The 16,116-nt window shown below is 64.9% G+C and carries 15 protein-coding genes and 1 other RNA gene; 4 read left to right on the forward strand and 12 right to left on the reverse strand.

Annotated elements, in window-relative coordinates:
• Positions 1 to 10: 10 nt before the first annotated feature.
• From AKI39_RS17155 to gyrA, 5 genes are all read right to left on the reverse strand, one after another.
• Positions 11 to 910: a prephenate dehydrogenase gene (locus tag AKI39_RS17155; protein WP_066638646.1), complete on the reverse strand. Its 900-nt coding sequence runs from the start codon at positions 908 to 910 to the stop codon at positions 11 to 13.
• On the reverse strand, positions 907 to 2,031 hold the full coding sequence (hisC, locus tag AKI39_RS17160; RefSeq protein WP_066638649.1) for a histidinol-phosphate transaminase: 1,125 nt from the start codon (positions 2,029 to 2,031) through the stop codon (positions 907 to 909). Before hisC ends, AKI39_RS17155 begins: the two co-directional genes overlap by 4 nt.
• Positions 2,032 to 2,101: 70 nt before the next feature.
• Positions 2,102 to 3,187, reverse strand: a complete 1,086-nt coding sequence (gene pheA, locus AKI39_RS17165) for a prephenate dehydratase (protein ID WP_066638652.1) — start codon at positions 3,185 to 3,187, stop codon at positions 2,102 to 2,104.
• Positions 3,180 to 4,310, reverse strand: coding sequence for a 3-phosphoserine/phosphohydroxythreonine transaminase (gene serC / locus AKI39_RS17170; protein ID WP_066638654.1), 1,131 nt, complete (start codon positions 4,308 to 4,310; stop codon positions 3,180 to 3,182). The genes pheA and serC overlap by 8 nt, the downstream gene beginning before the upstream one ends.
• Positions 4,310 to 6,967 carry a DNA gyrase subunit A gene (gene gyrA, locus AKI39_RS17175; protein WP_066638658.1) on the reverse strand — a complete coding sequence of 886 codons (2,658 nt, stop codon included), beginning with the start codon at positions 6,965 to 6,967 and terminating at the stop codon, positions 4,310 to 4,312. Before gyrA ends, serC begins: the two co-directional genes overlap by 1 nt.
• A gap of 492 nt (positions 6,968 to 7,459) precedes the next feature.
• On the opposite strand from gyrA, the gene ompA reads away from it, so the two are divergent.
• The 4 genes from ompA to ssrA all read left to right on the forward strand — a co-directional run bounded on the left by ompA (position 7,460) and on the right by ssrA (position 10,293).
• On the forward strand, positions 7,460 to 8,086 hold the full coding sequence (ompA, locus tag AKI39_RS17180; RefSeq protein WP_066638661.1) for an outer membrane protein OmpA: 627 nt from the start codon (positions 7,460 to 7,462) through the stop codon (positions 8,084 to 8,086).
• A gap of 165 nt (positions 8,087 to 8,251) precedes the next feature.
• Positions 8,252 to 8,974: a bifunctional 2-polyprenyl-6-hydroxyphenol methylase/3-demethylubiquinol 3-O-methyltransferase UbiG gene (gene ubiG / locus AKI39_RS17185; RefSeq protein WP_066638664.1), complete on the forward strand. Its 723-nt coding sequence runs from the start codon at positions 8,252 to 8,254 to the stop codon at positions 8,972 to 8,974.
• Positions 8,971 to 9,660: an HAD-IA family hydrolase gene (locus AKI39_RS17190; RefSeq protein ID WP_066638667.1), complete on the forward strand. Its 690-nt coding sequence runs from the start codon at positions 8,971 to 8,973 to the stop codon at positions 9,658 to 9,660. Before ubiG ends, AKI39_RS17190 begins: the two co-directional genes overlap by 4 nt.
• 228 nt (positions 9,661 to 9,888) lie before the next feature.
• Positions 9,889 to 10,293: a transfer-messenger RNA gene (gene ssrA / locus AKI39_RS17195) on the forward strand.
• Between the two features lie 159 nt (positions 10,294 to 10,452).
• On the opposite strand, the gene AKI39_RS17200 is transcribed toward ssrA, so the two are convergent.
• The 7 genes from AKI39_RS17200 to AKI39_RS17230 form a co-directional block, all read right to left on the reverse strand.
• A complete protein-coding gene (locus AKI39_RS17200) occupies positions 10,453 to 10,806 on the reverse strand; it encodes a hypothetical protein (protein ID WP_066638670.1) in 354 nt (117 codons plus the stop codon).
• Positions 10,807 to 11,120: 314 nt separating this feature from the next.
• Positions 11,121 to 11,936, reverse strand: coding sequence for an alpha/beta fold hydrolase (locus AKI39_RS17205; RefSeq protein ID WP_066638672.1), 816 nt, complete (start codon positions 11,934 to 11,936; stop codon positions 11,121 to 11,123).
• A 7-nt stretch (positions 11,937 to 11,943) separates the two neighbouring features.
• Positions 11,944 to 12,270, reverse strand: coding sequence for an NIPSNAP family protein (locus tag AKI39_RS17210; protein WP_066638674.1), 327 nt, complete (start codon positions 12,268 to 12,270; stop codon positions 11,944 to 11,946).
• Positions 12,271 to 12,376: 106 nt separating this feature from the next.
• Positions 12,377 to 13,231 carry a sulfurtransferase gene (locus tag AKI39_RS17215; protein WP_066638676.1) on the reverse strand — a complete coding sequence of 285 codons (855 nt, stop codon included), beginning with the start codon at positions 13,229 to 13,231 and terminating at the stop codon, positions 12,377 to 12,379.
• The gene (locus AKI39_RS17220) at positions 13,228 to 14,202 is read right to left on the reverse strand and encodes a Bug family tripartite tricarboxylate transporter substrate binding protein (protein WP_066638679.1); all 975 of its coding nucleotides are present in this window, start codon (positions 14,200 to 14,202) and stop codon (positions 13,228 to 13,230) included. Before AKI39_RS17220 ends, AKI39_RS17215 begins: the two co-directional genes overlap by 4 nt.
• A gap of 78 nt (positions 14,203 to 14,280) precedes the next feature.
• Positions 14,281 to 14,784 (reverse strand): aromatic-ring-hydroxylating dioxygenase subunit beta, encoded by a 504-nt coding sequence (locus AKI39_RS17225; protein ID WP_083228903.1) that lies wholly within the window; start codon positions 14,782 to 14,784, stop codon positions 14,281 to 14,283.
• Positions 14,784 to 16,052: an aromatic ring-hydroxylating oxygenase subunit alpha gene (locus AKI39_RS17230; RefSeq protein WP_066638681.1), complete on the reverse strand. Its 1,269-nt coding sequence runs from the start codon at positions 16,050 to 16,052 to the stop codon at positions 14,784 to 14,786. Before AKI39_RS17230 ends, AKI39_RS17225 begins: the two co-directional genes overlap by 1 nt.
• Positions 16,053 to 16,116 lie beyond the last annotated feature (64 nt).

Here is a 16,116-nt window from a genome sequence, read left to right on the forward strand (position 1 = left end):
CGGTGCCGCCTTACCGCCCCGTTTTCCAGTCCCGCCTGAACCGCGCCGCCTCTTCCAGTAAGGCTTCCAGTGCGGCGCCGTCCCCGCGGTCCAGCGCGCGCTCGGCCTCGTCGAGTACCGTGCGCACCTCCGCCAGTTCCGCCTTCATCGCCGCGCGATTCGAAACGAAAATATCGCGCCACATTTCCGCCGATCCGGCGGCGATGCGGGTGAAATCCCGAAACCCCGTTCCCGCGATGGCAAGACGCTGCCTGCTATCCGCGCTGCGGGCGACCTGCGCCACATACACGGCGGCCAGGAAATGCGGCATATGGCTGACCGAAGCGAGGACCTGGTCGTGTTCGACCGTATCCATTTCCAGCACGCGTGCCCCGCAGGCTTCCCAGGCGGCCCGCACGCGCGCGACATCGGCCGCGGCGTTTTCCGGCAGCGGCGTCAGGACCACGTTGCGACCAGTATAAAGACATGGATCGGCAGCGTCAGGCCCGACTTTTTCCGCGCCGGCGATGGGGTGTCCGGGGACGAAGCAGGCGAGGCGCTCGCCCAGCGCCGCGCGTGCGGCCTGGGCAACCGCCACCTTGGTGCTGCCGGCGTCGGTGACGATGGCGCCCGGCTTCAAGCTGGCCCGCATCTCGGCCAGGATGGCGCCGAACGTGCCCACGGGCGAGGCCAGCATGATCAGGTCCGCCCGGGCCGCCGCCTCGGCCGCGCCGACGGCTTCGTCTATGAGGCCCAGTTCGCGCGCGCGCTCCAGCGAGGGGCCGTTGCGGCCGACTCCCAGCACGCGCCCCACCTGGCCCGCGCGCCGCAAGGCCGCCGCGAACGACCCGCCGATCAGGCCGACGCCCACCACGGCCAGGACCGGTATCGGCTCGGCCGCGGTGCGCGCATCCGCCTGCTGCAGCGTCATGATGCCTTCAGGATGCCGGTCAGCGCGTCGATGAAACGCGTGTTTTCCTGCGGCAGGCCGATGCTGACGCGCAGCCATTCGGGCAAGCCGTCGCCCGCCACCGGGCGCACGATCACGCCGCGCTTGAGCAATTCAAGATTGATGCGCGCGGCATCGCCCACCCGCACCAGCACGAAGTTGCCGTAGCTCGGCACATACTTCAGGTTCAAGGCGTCGAAGGCCTGGCACAACTGCGCCTTGCCTTCCTTGTTGAGCGTGTAGGAACGTGCCAGGAAGTCACGGTCCTGCAGGGCCGCCACCGCCGCCGCCTGCGCCAGCGTGTTCACGTTGAAGGGCTGGCGCACCCGGTTCAGCAGGTCGGTCAACGCGGGCTGCGACGTGCCGAAGCCGACACGCAAGCCCGCCAGCCCGTAGGCCTTGGACAGCGTGCGCGACACGATCAGGTTCGGAAATTCCCGCACCCACGCCACGCTGTCGAAGCGGTACTCCGGGTCCAGGTATTCATTGTAGGCCTCGTCGAGCACGACGACGACACGCTGCCCATGACGCTCGCGCACCTGCTCCAGAAAGGCCTGGATGCGGGGCGCCGGCAGGAAGGTCCCGGTGGGATTGTTGGGGTTGGCGATAAAGACCACGCGCGTATCGTCGGCGATGGCCGCCAGCATGGCGTCCAGGTCGTGCCCGTAGTCGCGCGCCGGCACCATGATATGGCGTGCGCCGCGCGCCTGCGTGGCCAGGCGATACACCATGAATGCGTGCTGCGCGTAGACCGCGGAGGTGCCCTTTTCCAACAGCGCCAGCGCGACCAGCTCCAGGATGTCGTTGGAACCATTGCCCAACGTGATCCAGTCCATGGGAACGCCATACAGGCGGGACAGCGTGGACTTCAGCTCGAAGCCATTGGGGTCCGGATAGCGGCCCAGGGATGTTGCGGCGGCCAGCATCGCGGCGCGCGCGGATTCCGGCATGCCCAAGGGATTTTCATTGGATGCCAGCTTGACGATCGTGGCGGGATCCAGGCCGAACTCGCGCGCGAGTTCTTCGATGGGCTTGCCGGCTTGATAGGGCGCGATGACGCTTACATGGGCGGGCGCGGCCAGGGTTTTGTTCGTGTCAGTCATAGCGGATCAGGCTGGTGCCGCCCGCGGTACCCGGCGCTGTGCCGGGCTGCCGCCCGCGGCTTGCCGCCCTTCATTGCGCGGGATAGGAACCCAGGAGTTTGAAAAAAGCCACTTGCGAACGCAGCGTCTCGAACGCGCGCGCGACATGCGCATCCTGCGCGTGGCCAAGCACGTCGACGTAGAAATAGTATTCCCACTGGCCCGTGCGTGCCGGACGCGATTCGAAGCGCGTCATCGACACTTTGTTTTCGGCCAGCGGCGCCAGCATTTCGTATACGGCCCCGGCACGATTCGGCACCGCCATGATCAGGCTGGTCTTGTCGTTGCCGGTGGGCTGGCTGGGAATCGATCCCAGCGCCAGGAAGCGCGTGCGGTTGTGCGGGTCGTCCTGGATACCGGCGCTGATCACGCGCAGGCCCCAGCTTGCGGCGGCAGATTCGCCGGCGATCGCCGCCACCGTGGGATCCTGCGCGGCGACGCGCGCGGCCTCGGCGTTGCTGGAGGCCGCCGAACGCGCCAGTTCCGGGTGATTGCGGCTTAGCCATGCCTGGCACTGCGCCAGTGCCTGCGGATGCGCCATGACCGTCTTCACGCCATCCAGGGCGCCGCTCTGCGACATCAGGCAATGACGGATGACCAGCGAACGCTCGCCCATGACCGTCAGGGAGGTATTCAGCAGCAGGTCCAGGGTGCGGTTGACCGCCCCTTCGGTGGAGTTTTCCACCGGCACCATGCCCACATCGGCCTGCCCCGCCTCCAAGGCGCGAAAGACCTCATCGAAGGACGGGCAAGGCAGCCGGTTCACCGCGTGGCCGAAATGCTCGAGCGCCGCCTGTTCGGAATACGAACCTTCCGGGCCCAGGTAGGCCAGCGTCAGGCCGCGCTCCAGGCCCCGGCAGGCGGACATGATCTCGGTCCAGATGGCCGCCACCGCCTCGCGCGGGATGGGCCCCGCATTCAAGTGCTGCAGCCGGCGGATGACTTCCGCCTCGCGGTCCGGGCGCAGTACCGGGCCGTCGGCGTTTTCGGCATGCTTGACCTCGCCCACCGCGATCGCGGTGCGGGCGCGCTGCGTCAGCAAGTCCAGGATCTGCGCATCGATGGCATCGATGCGTTCGCGCAGCGGGCGCAGCTTTTCGGCAAGGGAATCAGCCATGGCGTCGCTCGAAATCCTGCATGTAAGACACCAGCGCCTGGACCGCTTCCAGCGGCACGGCGTTGTAGATCGACGCGCGCATGCCGCCCACGCTCTTGTGGCCCTTGAGCTGCGTCAATCCGGCCTGGTCCGCCCCTTTCAGGAAGGCGTCGTTGAGCGATTCATCGCTGAGGATGAACGGCACGTTCATGCGCGACCGCACGGGTGCATGCACCGGATTGCGGTAGAAATCCGTGCTGTCCAGATAGCCGTACAGCAATTCGGCCTTGGCGATGCTGGCGCGCTCCATCGCCGCCACGCCGCCCTGCGCCTTGATCCACTTGAACACCAGGCCGGCGACATAGATGGCATAGGTCGGCGGCGTATTGAAGCGCGAATGTTCGGGCGCGACGTTGGCATAGTCGAAGGCCGCCGGGCAGATCGGCAAGGCGTGGCCAATCAGGTCGCGGCGCACCACGACGACGGTCACGCCGGCCGGGCCCGCGTTCTTCTGCGCGCCCGCGTACACCATGCCGGTACGGGCGATATCCATGGGGCGCGACAGGAAGTGGGAGGACGCGTCCACGACCAGGGGAACGTCGTCCACGCCCAGGCGGGCGGCCGTGGGCCAGTCCGTGAACTCCACCCCACCGATGGTCTCGTTGCTGCAGAAATGCAGGTAGGCGGCATTCTTGCGCACCTTCCACGTTTCCACGGGCGGCACCCAGGTCCAGGGCTTCTGCCGCTGGCCATCCAGTTCCGTCTCGGTGCCGCTGCTGGCGGCAATGCCGGCGTCGCCGTACTTGGACGCTTCCTTCTGCGACTTCACCGACCATTGGCCCGTCAGGACGTAGTCGGCCACCGCGGCGCCGCGCCGACCGATCAGGTTCATCGGAACGATGGCGTTTTCCGCCGTGGCGCCGCCCTGCATGAACAACACCGCATAGTCGTCCGACACCGCCAGCAGGTCGCGCAGGTCCTGTTCGGCCTCATCGCAGATCTGCACGAACTGCTTGCCGCGATGGCTCATTTCCATCACCGACATGCCGCTGCCGTGCCAATCGAGCATTTCCTCGGCCGCCTGCCGCAGCACGGGTTCCGGCAAGGCCGAGGGCCCCGCCGAGAAGTTCCAGGGACGCGCCATTATTCCTCCGTCGGCTCAGTCGCTTGGTCGCCGTCGGTCGACTCGGCCGGCGGCTGCGCATCGTCGCTCTCCGCCTCGGCATCGAGGTCGGCATCGCTTTCCACCACGCGGCGCACGCCGGACAAGCGGCTGCCGTCATCCACGCTGATCAGCGTCACGCCCTGCGTGGCCCGGCCCATTTCGCGGATCTCGGACACGCGGGTACGGACCAGCACGCCGCCCGTGGTGATCAGCATGATCTCGTGTTCGGGCTGCACCAACACCGCGCCGACGACCTTGCCGTTGCGCGAGCTGGTCTGGATGGCAATCATGCCTTTGGTGCCGCGGCCGTGGCGCGTGTATTCCGTGATGGAGGTGCGCTTGCCGAAGCCGTTTTCGGTGGCGGTGAGCACGCTCTGCACTTCGTCGCCCGCGACCAGCATCGCGATGACGCTTTGGCCGTCCTCCAGCATCATGCCGCGCACGCCGCGCGCATTGCGGCCCATCGGGCGCACGTCGTTCTCGTCGAAGCGCACGGCCTTGCCGGCATCGGAGAACAGCATGACATCATGCTTGCCGTCGGTCAGGTCGGCCCCGATCAGGTAGTCGCCATCGTCCAGGTCGACCGCGATGATGCCGGCCTTGCGCGGATTGGAGAAGTCGGACAGCGGGGTCTTCTTGACGGTGCCGCGCGAGGTCGCCATGAACACGTAGTGGTCGTCGCTGAATTCCTTGACCGGCAGCACCACGTTGACTTTTTCGCCGTCGATCAGCGGGAACATATTGACGATGGGCTTGCCGCGCGAGGTGCGCGTGCCCTGCGGCACTTCCCACACCTTGAGCCAGTACACGCGGCCACGATTGGAGAAGCACAGCAGGTAATCGTGCGTGTTGGCGATGAACAGCTGGTCGATCCAGTCGTCGTCCTTCATCGCCGTGGCCTGCTTGCCGCGGCCGCCGCGCTTCTGTGCGCGGTATTCGGACAAGGGCTGGCTCTTGATGTAGCCGCCATGCGACAGGGTCACGACCATATCGGTAGGCGTGATCAGGTCTTCGGTATCGAGTTCCGTGGCGTTGAGTTCGACTTCCGAACGGCGCACATCCTTCGCGGCCGTGGAGAACTCTGCCTTGATGGCCTGCAGTTCATCGCTGATGATGGTGGTGATGCGCTCCGGCTTGGCCAGGATGTCCAGCAAGTCGGCGATGGTGGCCATCACTTCCTTGTATTCGCCGACGATCTTGTCCTGCTCCAGCCCGGTCAGGCGCTGCAGGCGCATGTTCAGGATTTCCTGCGCCTGGGTATCGCTCAGGCGGTACATCCCGTCCTGCTGCATGCCGTAGCTGGGCAGCAGATCGTCGGGCCGATAGGCCGCGATGCCGCCCGGGGTATCGCCGTCGGCGCGCGCAAGCATTTCACGCACCAGGGAGGAGTCCCAGGCACGCGCCATCAGCTCCTGCCGCGCCACCGGCGGCGTGGGCGCCGCCTTGATGATGGCGATGAATTCGTCGATGTTGGCCAGCGCCACCGCCAGGCCTTCCAGCACATGGCCGCGTTCGCGCGCCTTGCGCAGCTGGAATACCGTGCGGCGCGTCACCACTTCGCGGCGATGCTGCAGGAAGTATTCCACCATCTGCTTCAGGTTGAGCAGGCGCGGCTGGCCGTCGACCAGCGCCACCAGGTTCATCCCGAAGGTGTCCTGCAACTGCGTATTCTTATAGAGGTTGTTCAGCACGACCTCGGGCACTTCACCGCGCTTGAGCTCGATGACCAGCCGCATGCCGTCCTTGTCCGATTCATCGCGAATATCGGAAATGCCCTCGATCTTCTTTTCGTTGACCAGCTCGGCAATGCGCTCTTGCAGGGTTTTCTTATTGACCTGGAAAGGAATCGCATCGACCACGATGGCCTGGCGATTGCCCTTTTCCATGTCCTCGATGTGGGTCTTGGCCCGCATCACCACACGGCCGCGGCCGGTGCGGTAGCCTTCGCGCACGCCGGACAGGCCGTAGATGATGCCCCCCGTCGGGAAATCCGGCGCCGGAATCAGTTCGATGAGTTCATCGACGGTACATTCCGGATTGCGCAGGCAGTACAGGCAGCCGTCGATGACTTCCTGCAGGTTGTGCGGCGGGATATTGGTGGCCATCCCCACCGCGATGCCGGAGCTGCCGTTGACCAGCAGGTTAGGCAGCCGCGAGGGCAGCAGCAGGGGCTCTTTTTCGCTGCCGTCGTAATTGGGGCCGAAGTCGACGGTTTCCTGGTCGATGTCCGCCAGCAGTTCGTGGGCGATCTTGGCCAGGCGGATTTCGGTATACCGCATGGCCGCCGCGTTATCGCCGTCGATGGAGCCGAAGTTGCCCTGCCCGTCCACCAGCATGTAGCGCAGCGAGAAATCCTGCGCCATGCGCACGATGGAGTCGTATACCGCCTGGTCGCCATGGGGATGGTACTTACCGATCACATCCCCGACGATACGCGCCGATTTTTTATAGGCGCGGTTCCAGTCGTTGTTCAGCTCGTGCATGGCGAACAACACGCGCCGGTGCACCGGCTTGAGGCCGTCCCGGACATCCGGTAGGGCCCGACCCACGATCACGCTCATGGCGTAATCGAGGTAGCTGCGACGCATCTCTTCTTCCAGCGATACCGGAAGCGTCTCCTTGGCGAAGGAATCCATATATATAAGTAAGTGGCGACTCTAGTGAAGCCCTGGCCCGTGGCGACCCGTGGCAACTTAGTGACCGACCCGACCGGCCGGCGGCGGACTGGAACCTTCCGCGGCCGGGAGCGGCATGCAGCGCCGCGCGACATGCCCGTCGGGGAAACAGGAAATTCTATCATTCCGGGCCGTTCAGGACGGGGCTGCGCGATTCAAGCCGGCGGGGGCGTATCGCGCGACCCATGCTCATCCAGGGGCTTTACAGGCCCTGCATGCCCTGTTGCCAAAAACCAACATAGGGCAAGGACTGGGCGGTGAAATGGTCCAGTCGGGCATGAATGCACGGGTCAGGGCACGACAAATGCCTTAAGATTGTTTCCAGCACGCAGGAAACCCAGTCGCAATCCTTTGATCCTATTCTTGGCGTTGCTATACTGGCCCCGTTTTCCTGATAGCGGCGGGGGTTCGCTGCGAGTCACTTATCCAGCTTCAAGCTCAACGAGGAGAAACATGAACAAACCCTCCAAATTCGCTCTGGCGCTCGCGTTTGCCGCCGTTACGGCCTCCGGTGCAGCCTCGGCCCAGACCGTCGACAACTGGCGCAACCCGTTCGGCAACGTGTGGAAAAACGGCACCAACGAATTGTGCTGGCGCGATGCGTTCTGGACCCCCGCCACCGGCATCCCCGGTTGCGACGGCGTGCCGGTCGCGCAGGCCGCTCCGAAGGCTCCGGCCCCCACGCCGATGGCCTCCAAGGTGGTCTTCAACGCCGACACCTTCTTCGACTTCGACAAGTCGACGTTGAAGCCGGAAGGTCAGAAGCTGCTGGATCAGGTGGCCGCTCAAACCCAAACGATCAACCTGGAAACGGTCATCGCCGTCGGCCACACCGACTCGATCGGTACGGAGAAGTACAACCTGGCCCTGTCCAAGCGTCGCGCTGAAGCGGTCAAGAAGTACCTGGTCAGCAAGGGTGTTCCGGCCGACCGTATCTACACCGAAGGCAAGGGCGAATCGCAGCCGGTCGCGACGAACAAGACCGCCGCAGGCCGCGCCCAGAACCGCCGCGTGGAACTGGAAATCGTCGGTACCCGTCGTGCAGGGGAAACCTCCCAGACGGTTCCGGGCGCGAAGTAATCGCACCGGAAGCTACAATGAAAGGCCTCGCGCAAGCGAGGCCTTTTTTTCGCCCATTTTCCGGGCCGGGACGTTGTGCCGGTCCGTATGGAAGGCCTGTCGTTCAGGCCGCGGGCGCCTGCCTCTAATTAATATATACCCGTCGAATCTGCCGCCGTTCCCGCCATGACTCTTACGCCCCCCTCTGCCCCGCCTGCCAACGCCGATCAAGCTGAGCTGGAAAAGTTCAGTGCGCTGGCCGCCCGCTGGTGGGATCCGGACAGCGAGTTCAAGCCGCTGCATGCGATCAATCCGCTGCGCCTGGACTGGATCCGCCAGGCCGTGGGCAGCCTGACGGGCAAGCGCATCCTGGATGTGGGCTGCGGAGGCGGCATTCTCTCGGAAAGCATGGCCGCCGAAGGGGCCGAAGTCACCGGCATCGACCTGGCGGAGAAGTCGCTGAAGGTGGCGCGCCTGCATGGGCTGGAGTCGGGCATCAAGGTAGAGTACCGGGCGGTGCCGGTGGAGCAACTGGCGCAGGAGCAACCCGGCCGGTACGACATCGTCACATGCATGGAGATGCTGGAGCACGTGCCGGATGCGGCTTCGGTGATACGCGCATGCGCCACCTTGGTGCAGCCCGGCGGCTGGGTGTTCTTTTCCACCTTGAACCGGAATCCCAAATCCTTCCTGTTCGCCATCGTGGGCGCGGAATACCTGCTGCGACTGCTGCCGCGCGGCACCCACAGCTACGAGAATTTCATCAAGCCCAGCGAATTGGCCGCGTCCGCCCGCGCGGCGGAATTGCAGCCGGTGAAGATCGCCGGCATGACCTATAACCCGCTGACGCAGGTCTACGCGCTCTCGGCGGACGCGTCGGTGAATTATCTGATGGCAACCCGCAAATGAGCGCGCTCATCCTGTTCGACTTCGACGGCACGCTGGCCGATACGGCGCCGGATCTGGCGGCCGCGGCCAACCGGCAGCGGCTGCGCCGCGGGCTGGCGCCGATGCCTTACGAGCTGCTGCGGCCCGTGGCGTCCCAAGGGGCGCGGGGACTGTTGCGGGTCGCCCTAGGCATGATGCCGGACCACCCCGAATTCGACGAAACCCGCAGCCAGTTCCTGGCCGACTACGCGGAAAGCTCCACCGTGCACACCCGCCTGTTCCCGGGTATCGCGCAGCTGCTCAGCGATATCCGTGCCAAGGGGCACGCCTGGGGAATCGTCACCAATAAAGTAAGCCATCTGACTTTGCCTATTGTGGAATTCCTGGGGTTGATGGACAGCACCGCCACGCTGGTCTGCGGCGACACGGCGCCTCGCTCCAAACCCTATCCTGACCCCCTGCTCCACGCCGCGCGCGATGCCGGTTATGACGCGGCGCGCTGCGTGTATGTCGGCGACGATTTGCGCGACATCCAGGCCGCCCACGCCGCCGGAATGCCGGCCGTGGCCGCCGGCTACGGCTACCTGGGCGGCGACCACGACATTACGCTGTGGGAGGCCGACGCCCGGGCCGACACGCCGGACGCGTTGTGGGACGCCATCGAAAGTGTGCTGCCGGCGCAGGTGGGGACTGGCTCACGCGCCTGACCGCATTGAGTCCACGCCGTCCCGGCCGGATGACGTGGCGCCAGGCGCGGTCCCGGCTCCGATAGCGGATTAACGTGCGTGTTCTGCGCGGCGCTGCACCGCTACGGCGGTCGTTGAAATCGCGCCATCCACCCCGATATTCGTACAAGGTCCCGCCGACGCGCGATAGCGCGTCATCACACAACGGAAGGCGGCGGGGCCGCATTGCGAGTACAATGAAGGACAACTGGGGCCGATCCGGATTCGACGTGGGTCGCGAAACAGTCAGGGCATGCCGAGCACCAGTCAGCTCGTAAATCCACTGGAACACTCACAAACGCCAACGAAGACGTTTTTGCTCAACAGCCCGCTCTGCGTGCTGCCTAAATGAGCTGCTGCACTGATTTGTCTTTGGGTCAGGTGGAGGGAGGCAACTTCCTAGGAGAGGTAACTCTTCGAACCACAGCAGTATCACTTAACAAAGAATCGGCGTATTCCGGGGTCACACGGGGTACGTTTAAACTATGTGACTCGCTTCGGTCCGGCCTGTCGACTGGCTAAGATTCGGGGTTAAATCCAAATAGGTCGACTACGCATGTAGAACTGCCTGCAGAGGGCTTGCGGACGGGGGTTCAATTCCCCCCGGCTCCACCAATTCAACGCCAAGAGATTGATTTCTTGGTGAAACCCATAAAGTGGTCATCTCGCCACTTTATGGGTTTTTTTCTGCTTGGCCACATTATGTGGTTTCTGCAGAACGCCTGCCGGGGCGATAGTTTTTCCGCCAAGGCATGGAATAAGCCATCGGACGGATCAAGCCACCTCCCATAACGCCGCCGTCAGGCCTAGCAGCAGCAGCACGGCCGACGCGATGAACCACCGAACGGTTTGCCGGTATTCGTCCTCGGCCTCGTCCTCCAGGCGCAAGGCGCGGTAAAGCGCGATGATCTGCAGCAGGATGGCCAGGAACAGGGCGATGCCAGGCAGTACCGACAGCGCGCTCCACTCGCCTGGCGCGTCGAAGCCCCAATAGCGCAGGAAGCCCAGGGAAAATCCCAGCAACACCGTAATCGAGGTAATCAATCCCGTCCGGTAGCCCTGCGGCAGATTGCGGGGACTTGAGCCGCGGGCAGGCACTGCTTCGTCGGCAGGGGTTTCCGGTGTCATCGTGACATCTCGCACTGCGTGTCCACGTCCGGCCCGCCGGACACTATGAGGGAGTGCGAAGGCGGAACACCTGCCGTCGCGCGGCAGCGGGCTGGATTCATTATGGTTGATATCACCGCGGAATGGCGCGATCTCAACCATATGGATGTCCTTGGCGCAGCCGCGGACCGATTTGCGGTCCATGACAGGAATGCCTGGTCCAGTTTCCGGGCGCGCCAATGCCAATTTGGACACACGCTGTCCGATGGATGCAGCGCCATGCACCTGATTCTGATTTGGCGAAAGCGCTCATCCAGTATCTTGAGGAGGAAGTACTACGGTGCCCGGTCGATGGGGGCCACGCGGGCGAGGTGCCGCATCAAGGCCGCGTCGAAGGCGGTGGGATTTTCGATATTCGGAAGATGTCCCGCGGCGGGAATCATTTCCAGCACGGCGCCGGGGATGCGGTGCGCCAGCGCCGCCATTTCGGCGGGCAGCACGCCGTCGTTTTCGCCACATATCAGCGTCATGGGCAAATCGACCTCATCCAGTCCCGGGCGAAAATCGAAATCCTGCAAGGCCCGGGCAGTGCCGACGAAGCCTTCGACCGGTGTTTCGCACAGCATGCGATGGATGGCACGGGCTGGATCCGATTCGCGGAATCCGGCGCCGAACCAGCGCGCGACCGTGGGCGATGCCAGCGCCTTCATGCCCTGCTCGCGCGCCAGTTCGATGCGTTCCTCCCAGGGCCGGGCGAAGGATTCGGGGCTGTCGGCCCGCGCGTCGCAGATGACGGCGCTGCAAAGGCGCCGGGGATGCCGGGTGGCCAGGTCGAAGGCAATCATGCCGCCCAGCGAGAGGCCGACGAAATGCGCGCGTGCGATGCCCATGGCATCGAGCAGCCCGATGACATCGTCGGCCAGTTGCGTCAATTGGTACGGCGCGGGGGAAACCACGCTGGCGCCGTGGCCGCGCGCGTCATACGCGATGGCGCGGTAGCCCGCCCGGGACAGGCGCTCCACCTGCCCTTGCCACATGGCGTGGGTGGTCATGATGGAATGGCTGAACACGACGCAGGGCCCGGAAGCCGGCCCCTGGTCCAGGATGGCGAAGCCGGCATCGCCGACCGGTATCGTGCGGGTTGGTGGCATGGTGGTATCAGGCCTTCTCATGGGGTGAAAATTCCGTCGGGACGAGTGCCACGGTAGTCTGTCCAGCCAAAAGGGGGCCGTCCGTCTCGCTGGCCGCCTTGGCGGCCTTCCATTCCGGGTCCGCGCCGAATGCCTGCAGCGCGGCATCGCGCGCCTCTGCCGACGGAAAGCGCGTCAGGTAGTAGAAGGCGTCGGGGGCGCCGGGTTCGGTCCAGCAATGCAGGACTTCGATGCCCAGGCGCTCGAATATCGGCATGGTGCGCGCCTGGAAGCGCTGCTTCAAGGCCTCGGCCTTGCCTGGATTGGCGGTGTATTTCTTCAGTTCGTAGATCATGGGGATTTCCTTCCTCCAATAAAGTCGATGGCCGGCCCGGGGCCGGGATCGCGTTTCACGCTCGAAGTACCGTGGCACCGCATGCCGGCGATGAGCTCCCGGCCGGCTACGGCCCTGTCGCGACGGGCAGGCCGGGCGTCGAGCCCCATTCCGTCCACGAGCCGTCATAGATCCGTACCCGGCCGGCGCCCAGGCGCGCCAGCGCGAGCCGCACCACACACGCCGTCACCCCCGAACCGCAGGTGCAGACGATGGGACCGTGTGGGTCGATCCCTGCCTGGCCGAAGACCGCCCGCAATCGCGCGGCGTCCAGCAAGGTACCGTCGGCGGCATCGAACAGGCGTGTATAGGGAAGATTGACACTGCCCGGGATATGTCCGCCGCGCAAGCCTGGCCGCGGCTCGGCTTCGTCGCCGCGATAGCGTCCCGGACTGCGCGCGTCGACGATCTGTACACCGTCCCGGGCAGCGGCCCGCACCTCGTCCAGCGTGCAGGCGTGCGCCCATGGATCGTCGGCAACATAGCGGCGGGGCGGCGGCACGACCTGGCCGCCTTCGACCGCGCCGCCATCGGCGCGCCATTTCGGCAGGCCGCCGTCCAGTACCGCCACGCGCGCATGGCCGTAGGCCTTGAACAGCCACCACGCCCGCGGCGCCGTATGCATGCCGGCCCGGTCATACACCACCACGGCATCGTCCCTGCCGATGCCCATGGCGCCGGCCACCGCCGCGAAGTGCGGCGCGGGCGCAAGCGTGTGGGGCAAGGTCGCCCCGGGATCGGCGGCGGCATCCAGGTCCAGGAACACCGCGCCCGGGATATGGGCTTGCCGATAGGCCTCGCGGGCCGGCGGCGTCGAGGCCGCCATCGACCACGAGGCATCGACGATGCGCAGTCCCGGCGCATTCAGGCGCGCAGCCAGCCAGCCGCTGTCGACGACGTCCGGTATCCGGGGCGGGATCATTGTTCGACCTTGATGCCGGTGCGTTCGACGAAAGAACGCCATTTTTCGGATTCCTTCTCCATGAACGCCTTGAATTCCGCCGGCGTGCCGCCGCCTGGCTCGGCGCCGATATTCATCATCTTTTCCCTTAGCGCGGGGTCCTTCAAGCCGGCAGCCAGGACCTTGTAGATCCTGTCGACGACAACCGGCGGCGTGCCCGCGGGCGCCAGCAGCGCGCTCCAGCCCTGCACGTCGAAGCCCGGCACGCCCGATTCGGCGATCGTCGGTATTTCGGGCGACTGCGGAAAGCGCTGGGTGCTGGTCAATGCGATGGGGCGCAGCTTGCCGGCCTTCATCCACGCCAGCGCATCGGAATAGTTGGCGAAGGTGATCTGCACTTCCCCCGCGGCCGCCGCCGTGACCGCCGGCGCGCCGCCGCGATAGCGAACGTGGGCGATGTTCACGCCCGTCATGTACTTGAAGATCTCGCCGCTGAATTGCGTCAGTCCGCCGGCATCGGAAAAGAAAATCTGCCCGGGCTTCTGCCTGGCCAGCGCGATCAGGTCCTGCACCGTGTGCACCGGCAAGGACGGATTCGCCATCAACACCAGTGGGTTGGTGTTCAGCAGCGTGATCGGGGCGAAGTCCTTTACGCCGTCGTAGGGCACTTTGTAGATGTATTGATTCAGCGTCTGCGGCGCGGCCAGCCCGAGCAGCAGCGTATAACCGTCGGGCTCGGCTCGCGCCACGTATTCGGTGGCCAGGCTGCCGCTGGCGCCCGGCTTGTTCTCGACGATGATGGACTGCCCCAATCCGTCTTGCAGTATCGGACTGAGCATGCGCGCCAGGATATCGGCGATGCCGCCCGGCGCGAAAGGCACGATGATGCGTATGGGCTTGACGGGCCAGTCCGCCGCCTGGGCAGCGGGCAGGCAGGCGATCAGCAGTACACAGGCGGCCATGGCGGCAAGCCGCCTGACGATCTGGTTCATGATAGTCTCCCCCGGACCTCTTCCGATCCGGTATGTCGTTTTATCGCCGGGTAGCCACGCGGCCAGGGCCTGTTGACGCTAGATAGGAAACACCAGCAGTGTGTCTATCCTGCGCGAATCCACCACCGCACGCCTTTCCTGGAAGCGCAGCCCCGCCCCGTCGCGACGAATCACGTCCCGGTATTTGCCGGTGGCGAAGAGTTCGGCGCGGCCGTCGTACATCGTGCGGTACACCACGAAGTTGGAGCGCACGGTCAGCACGCCATCGACATCCTGCAGGATCGTGGGCTGCCCGTTGATGTGGCAGTACACATGGCTTTCGTAGATATTGGCGATCTTCAGCGCCTTGATGCGGTCCAGCAGCATGCCGCGTCCTTCGCAGTAGACGATGCCGACCGGATAATGGGCCGCTTCGTTTTCCCGCGTGGTGACCTGGTAGATACCGTCGTCGTCGAAGAAATCCACCCAGTCGTCGACGCGGCCGTCGTCCAGCGCGTCGGCATAGCGGGTAAGGAAGTGCACCACGTCCGCGTGCGCCGGATGGATGGCCGCGCCGGTTTTCTCCTGTGCCACGATCGTCATCACGCCGCCTCCCCGAAGCCCATGATTTCCCGGTAGCCATGCCAGAATCCGCGCACGGCGGCCTCGGTCGCCCGGGACGATTCGTTTGATTCGGCGACACGCCCGCCCATTTCGATAAAGGCGGCGCGATCCGGACTGCCGTGCGTGCCCCGTTGCACGAAGGAATTGATGCAGCCGTCCTCCAGCGCCACCAGCCCGGCGGCGCCGGTCAGGTTGGCCTGCATGATGCGCATTTTTTCCTGTTCCGGCGTGTCGTCCTCGTGGCCCAGGAAGATCCAGAACAGTTCGGTCTTGTCCACGCCGCGCGGCACGAAGAAGCGCACCGCCAGCGAATTCAGCGTCAGCTGGATCACCAGGGTCGGAAAGACCGTCTGGATGCTGTGGGTGATGTTGTCTTCATAGGCATCCCAGGCTTGCAGCAGCGCCGGACCCGCGAGCTCGGAATCGTATTGTGCGGAGTGCACCGCGGATTCCTGGTATTCCGCCGCAGGCGCGAGCGTGGCGCGCTTGGAATAGCTGATGTGGTGCCATTTCTTGTCCGACAGGATGATGCCGCCATCCATGTCCAGGCGATTCACGCGGAAGGTGGTGTAGAAGGTGTGCAGCAGCGTCGCATGGTAGGAGTCGCGCACGTTTTCGGCGTACAGCTTCCAGTTGTTGTGAATGATCTGGCTGTGCTTGCCCAGGACCTTCAGCGGCTGGTCCATGTTCCGCGCCAGGAAGGCGGAAATCTTTTCGCCCAGGAACTGCCGCAGCGGCTCGGTCTGCTCGGAATGCGTGCCGAAGACGATGCCGCCGAAGCGCTCGATGCGTAGCGGTTCGAGCCGGTGGCAGCCGGGATCGAAGTCTTCCGGCATGCCGCCCTTGCCGCGCACGCCGTTGCGAAACGCCACGCCTTTCAGCTGTCCGTCCAGGCCGTAGTTCCACGCATGGTAGACACAGGTCAGCGAATGCCGGTTGTCGTGGTCCTTCAGGCAAACGAGCGCGCCCTTGTGCGCGCAGCGGTTGATCATCGCGTGCACGCGGCCATTTTCGTCGCGCGTCACGATGATGGGCGTGTCGCCCACCCAGGTGGTACGGATGTCCCCTTTGTTGGGGATTTCCGCCTCCAGGCACAGGTAGTGCCAGACCGGGCCGCGGAAGATCTTCTGCTGCTCCATGGCATAGATCTCCGGATCCGAAAACACCTGGAAGGGGACGCGCGTCACGCCGCCCTCCGGCCAGGCCAGCGATGGGCGCGGCGCGGCCGCGGTTTGAGGGGTATCCATGCCTTGGTCTCCGTTGTTGGAATCGTATGGATGAAGCGTAAAGAGAGGACCAAGATTTCTCAAT

Origin of the sequence: Bordetella sp. H567 (genome assembly GCF_001704295.1) — a bacterium.
Lineage (GTDB): Bacteria > Pseudomonadota > Gammaproteobacteria > Burkholderiales > Burkholderiaceae_B > Bordetella_C.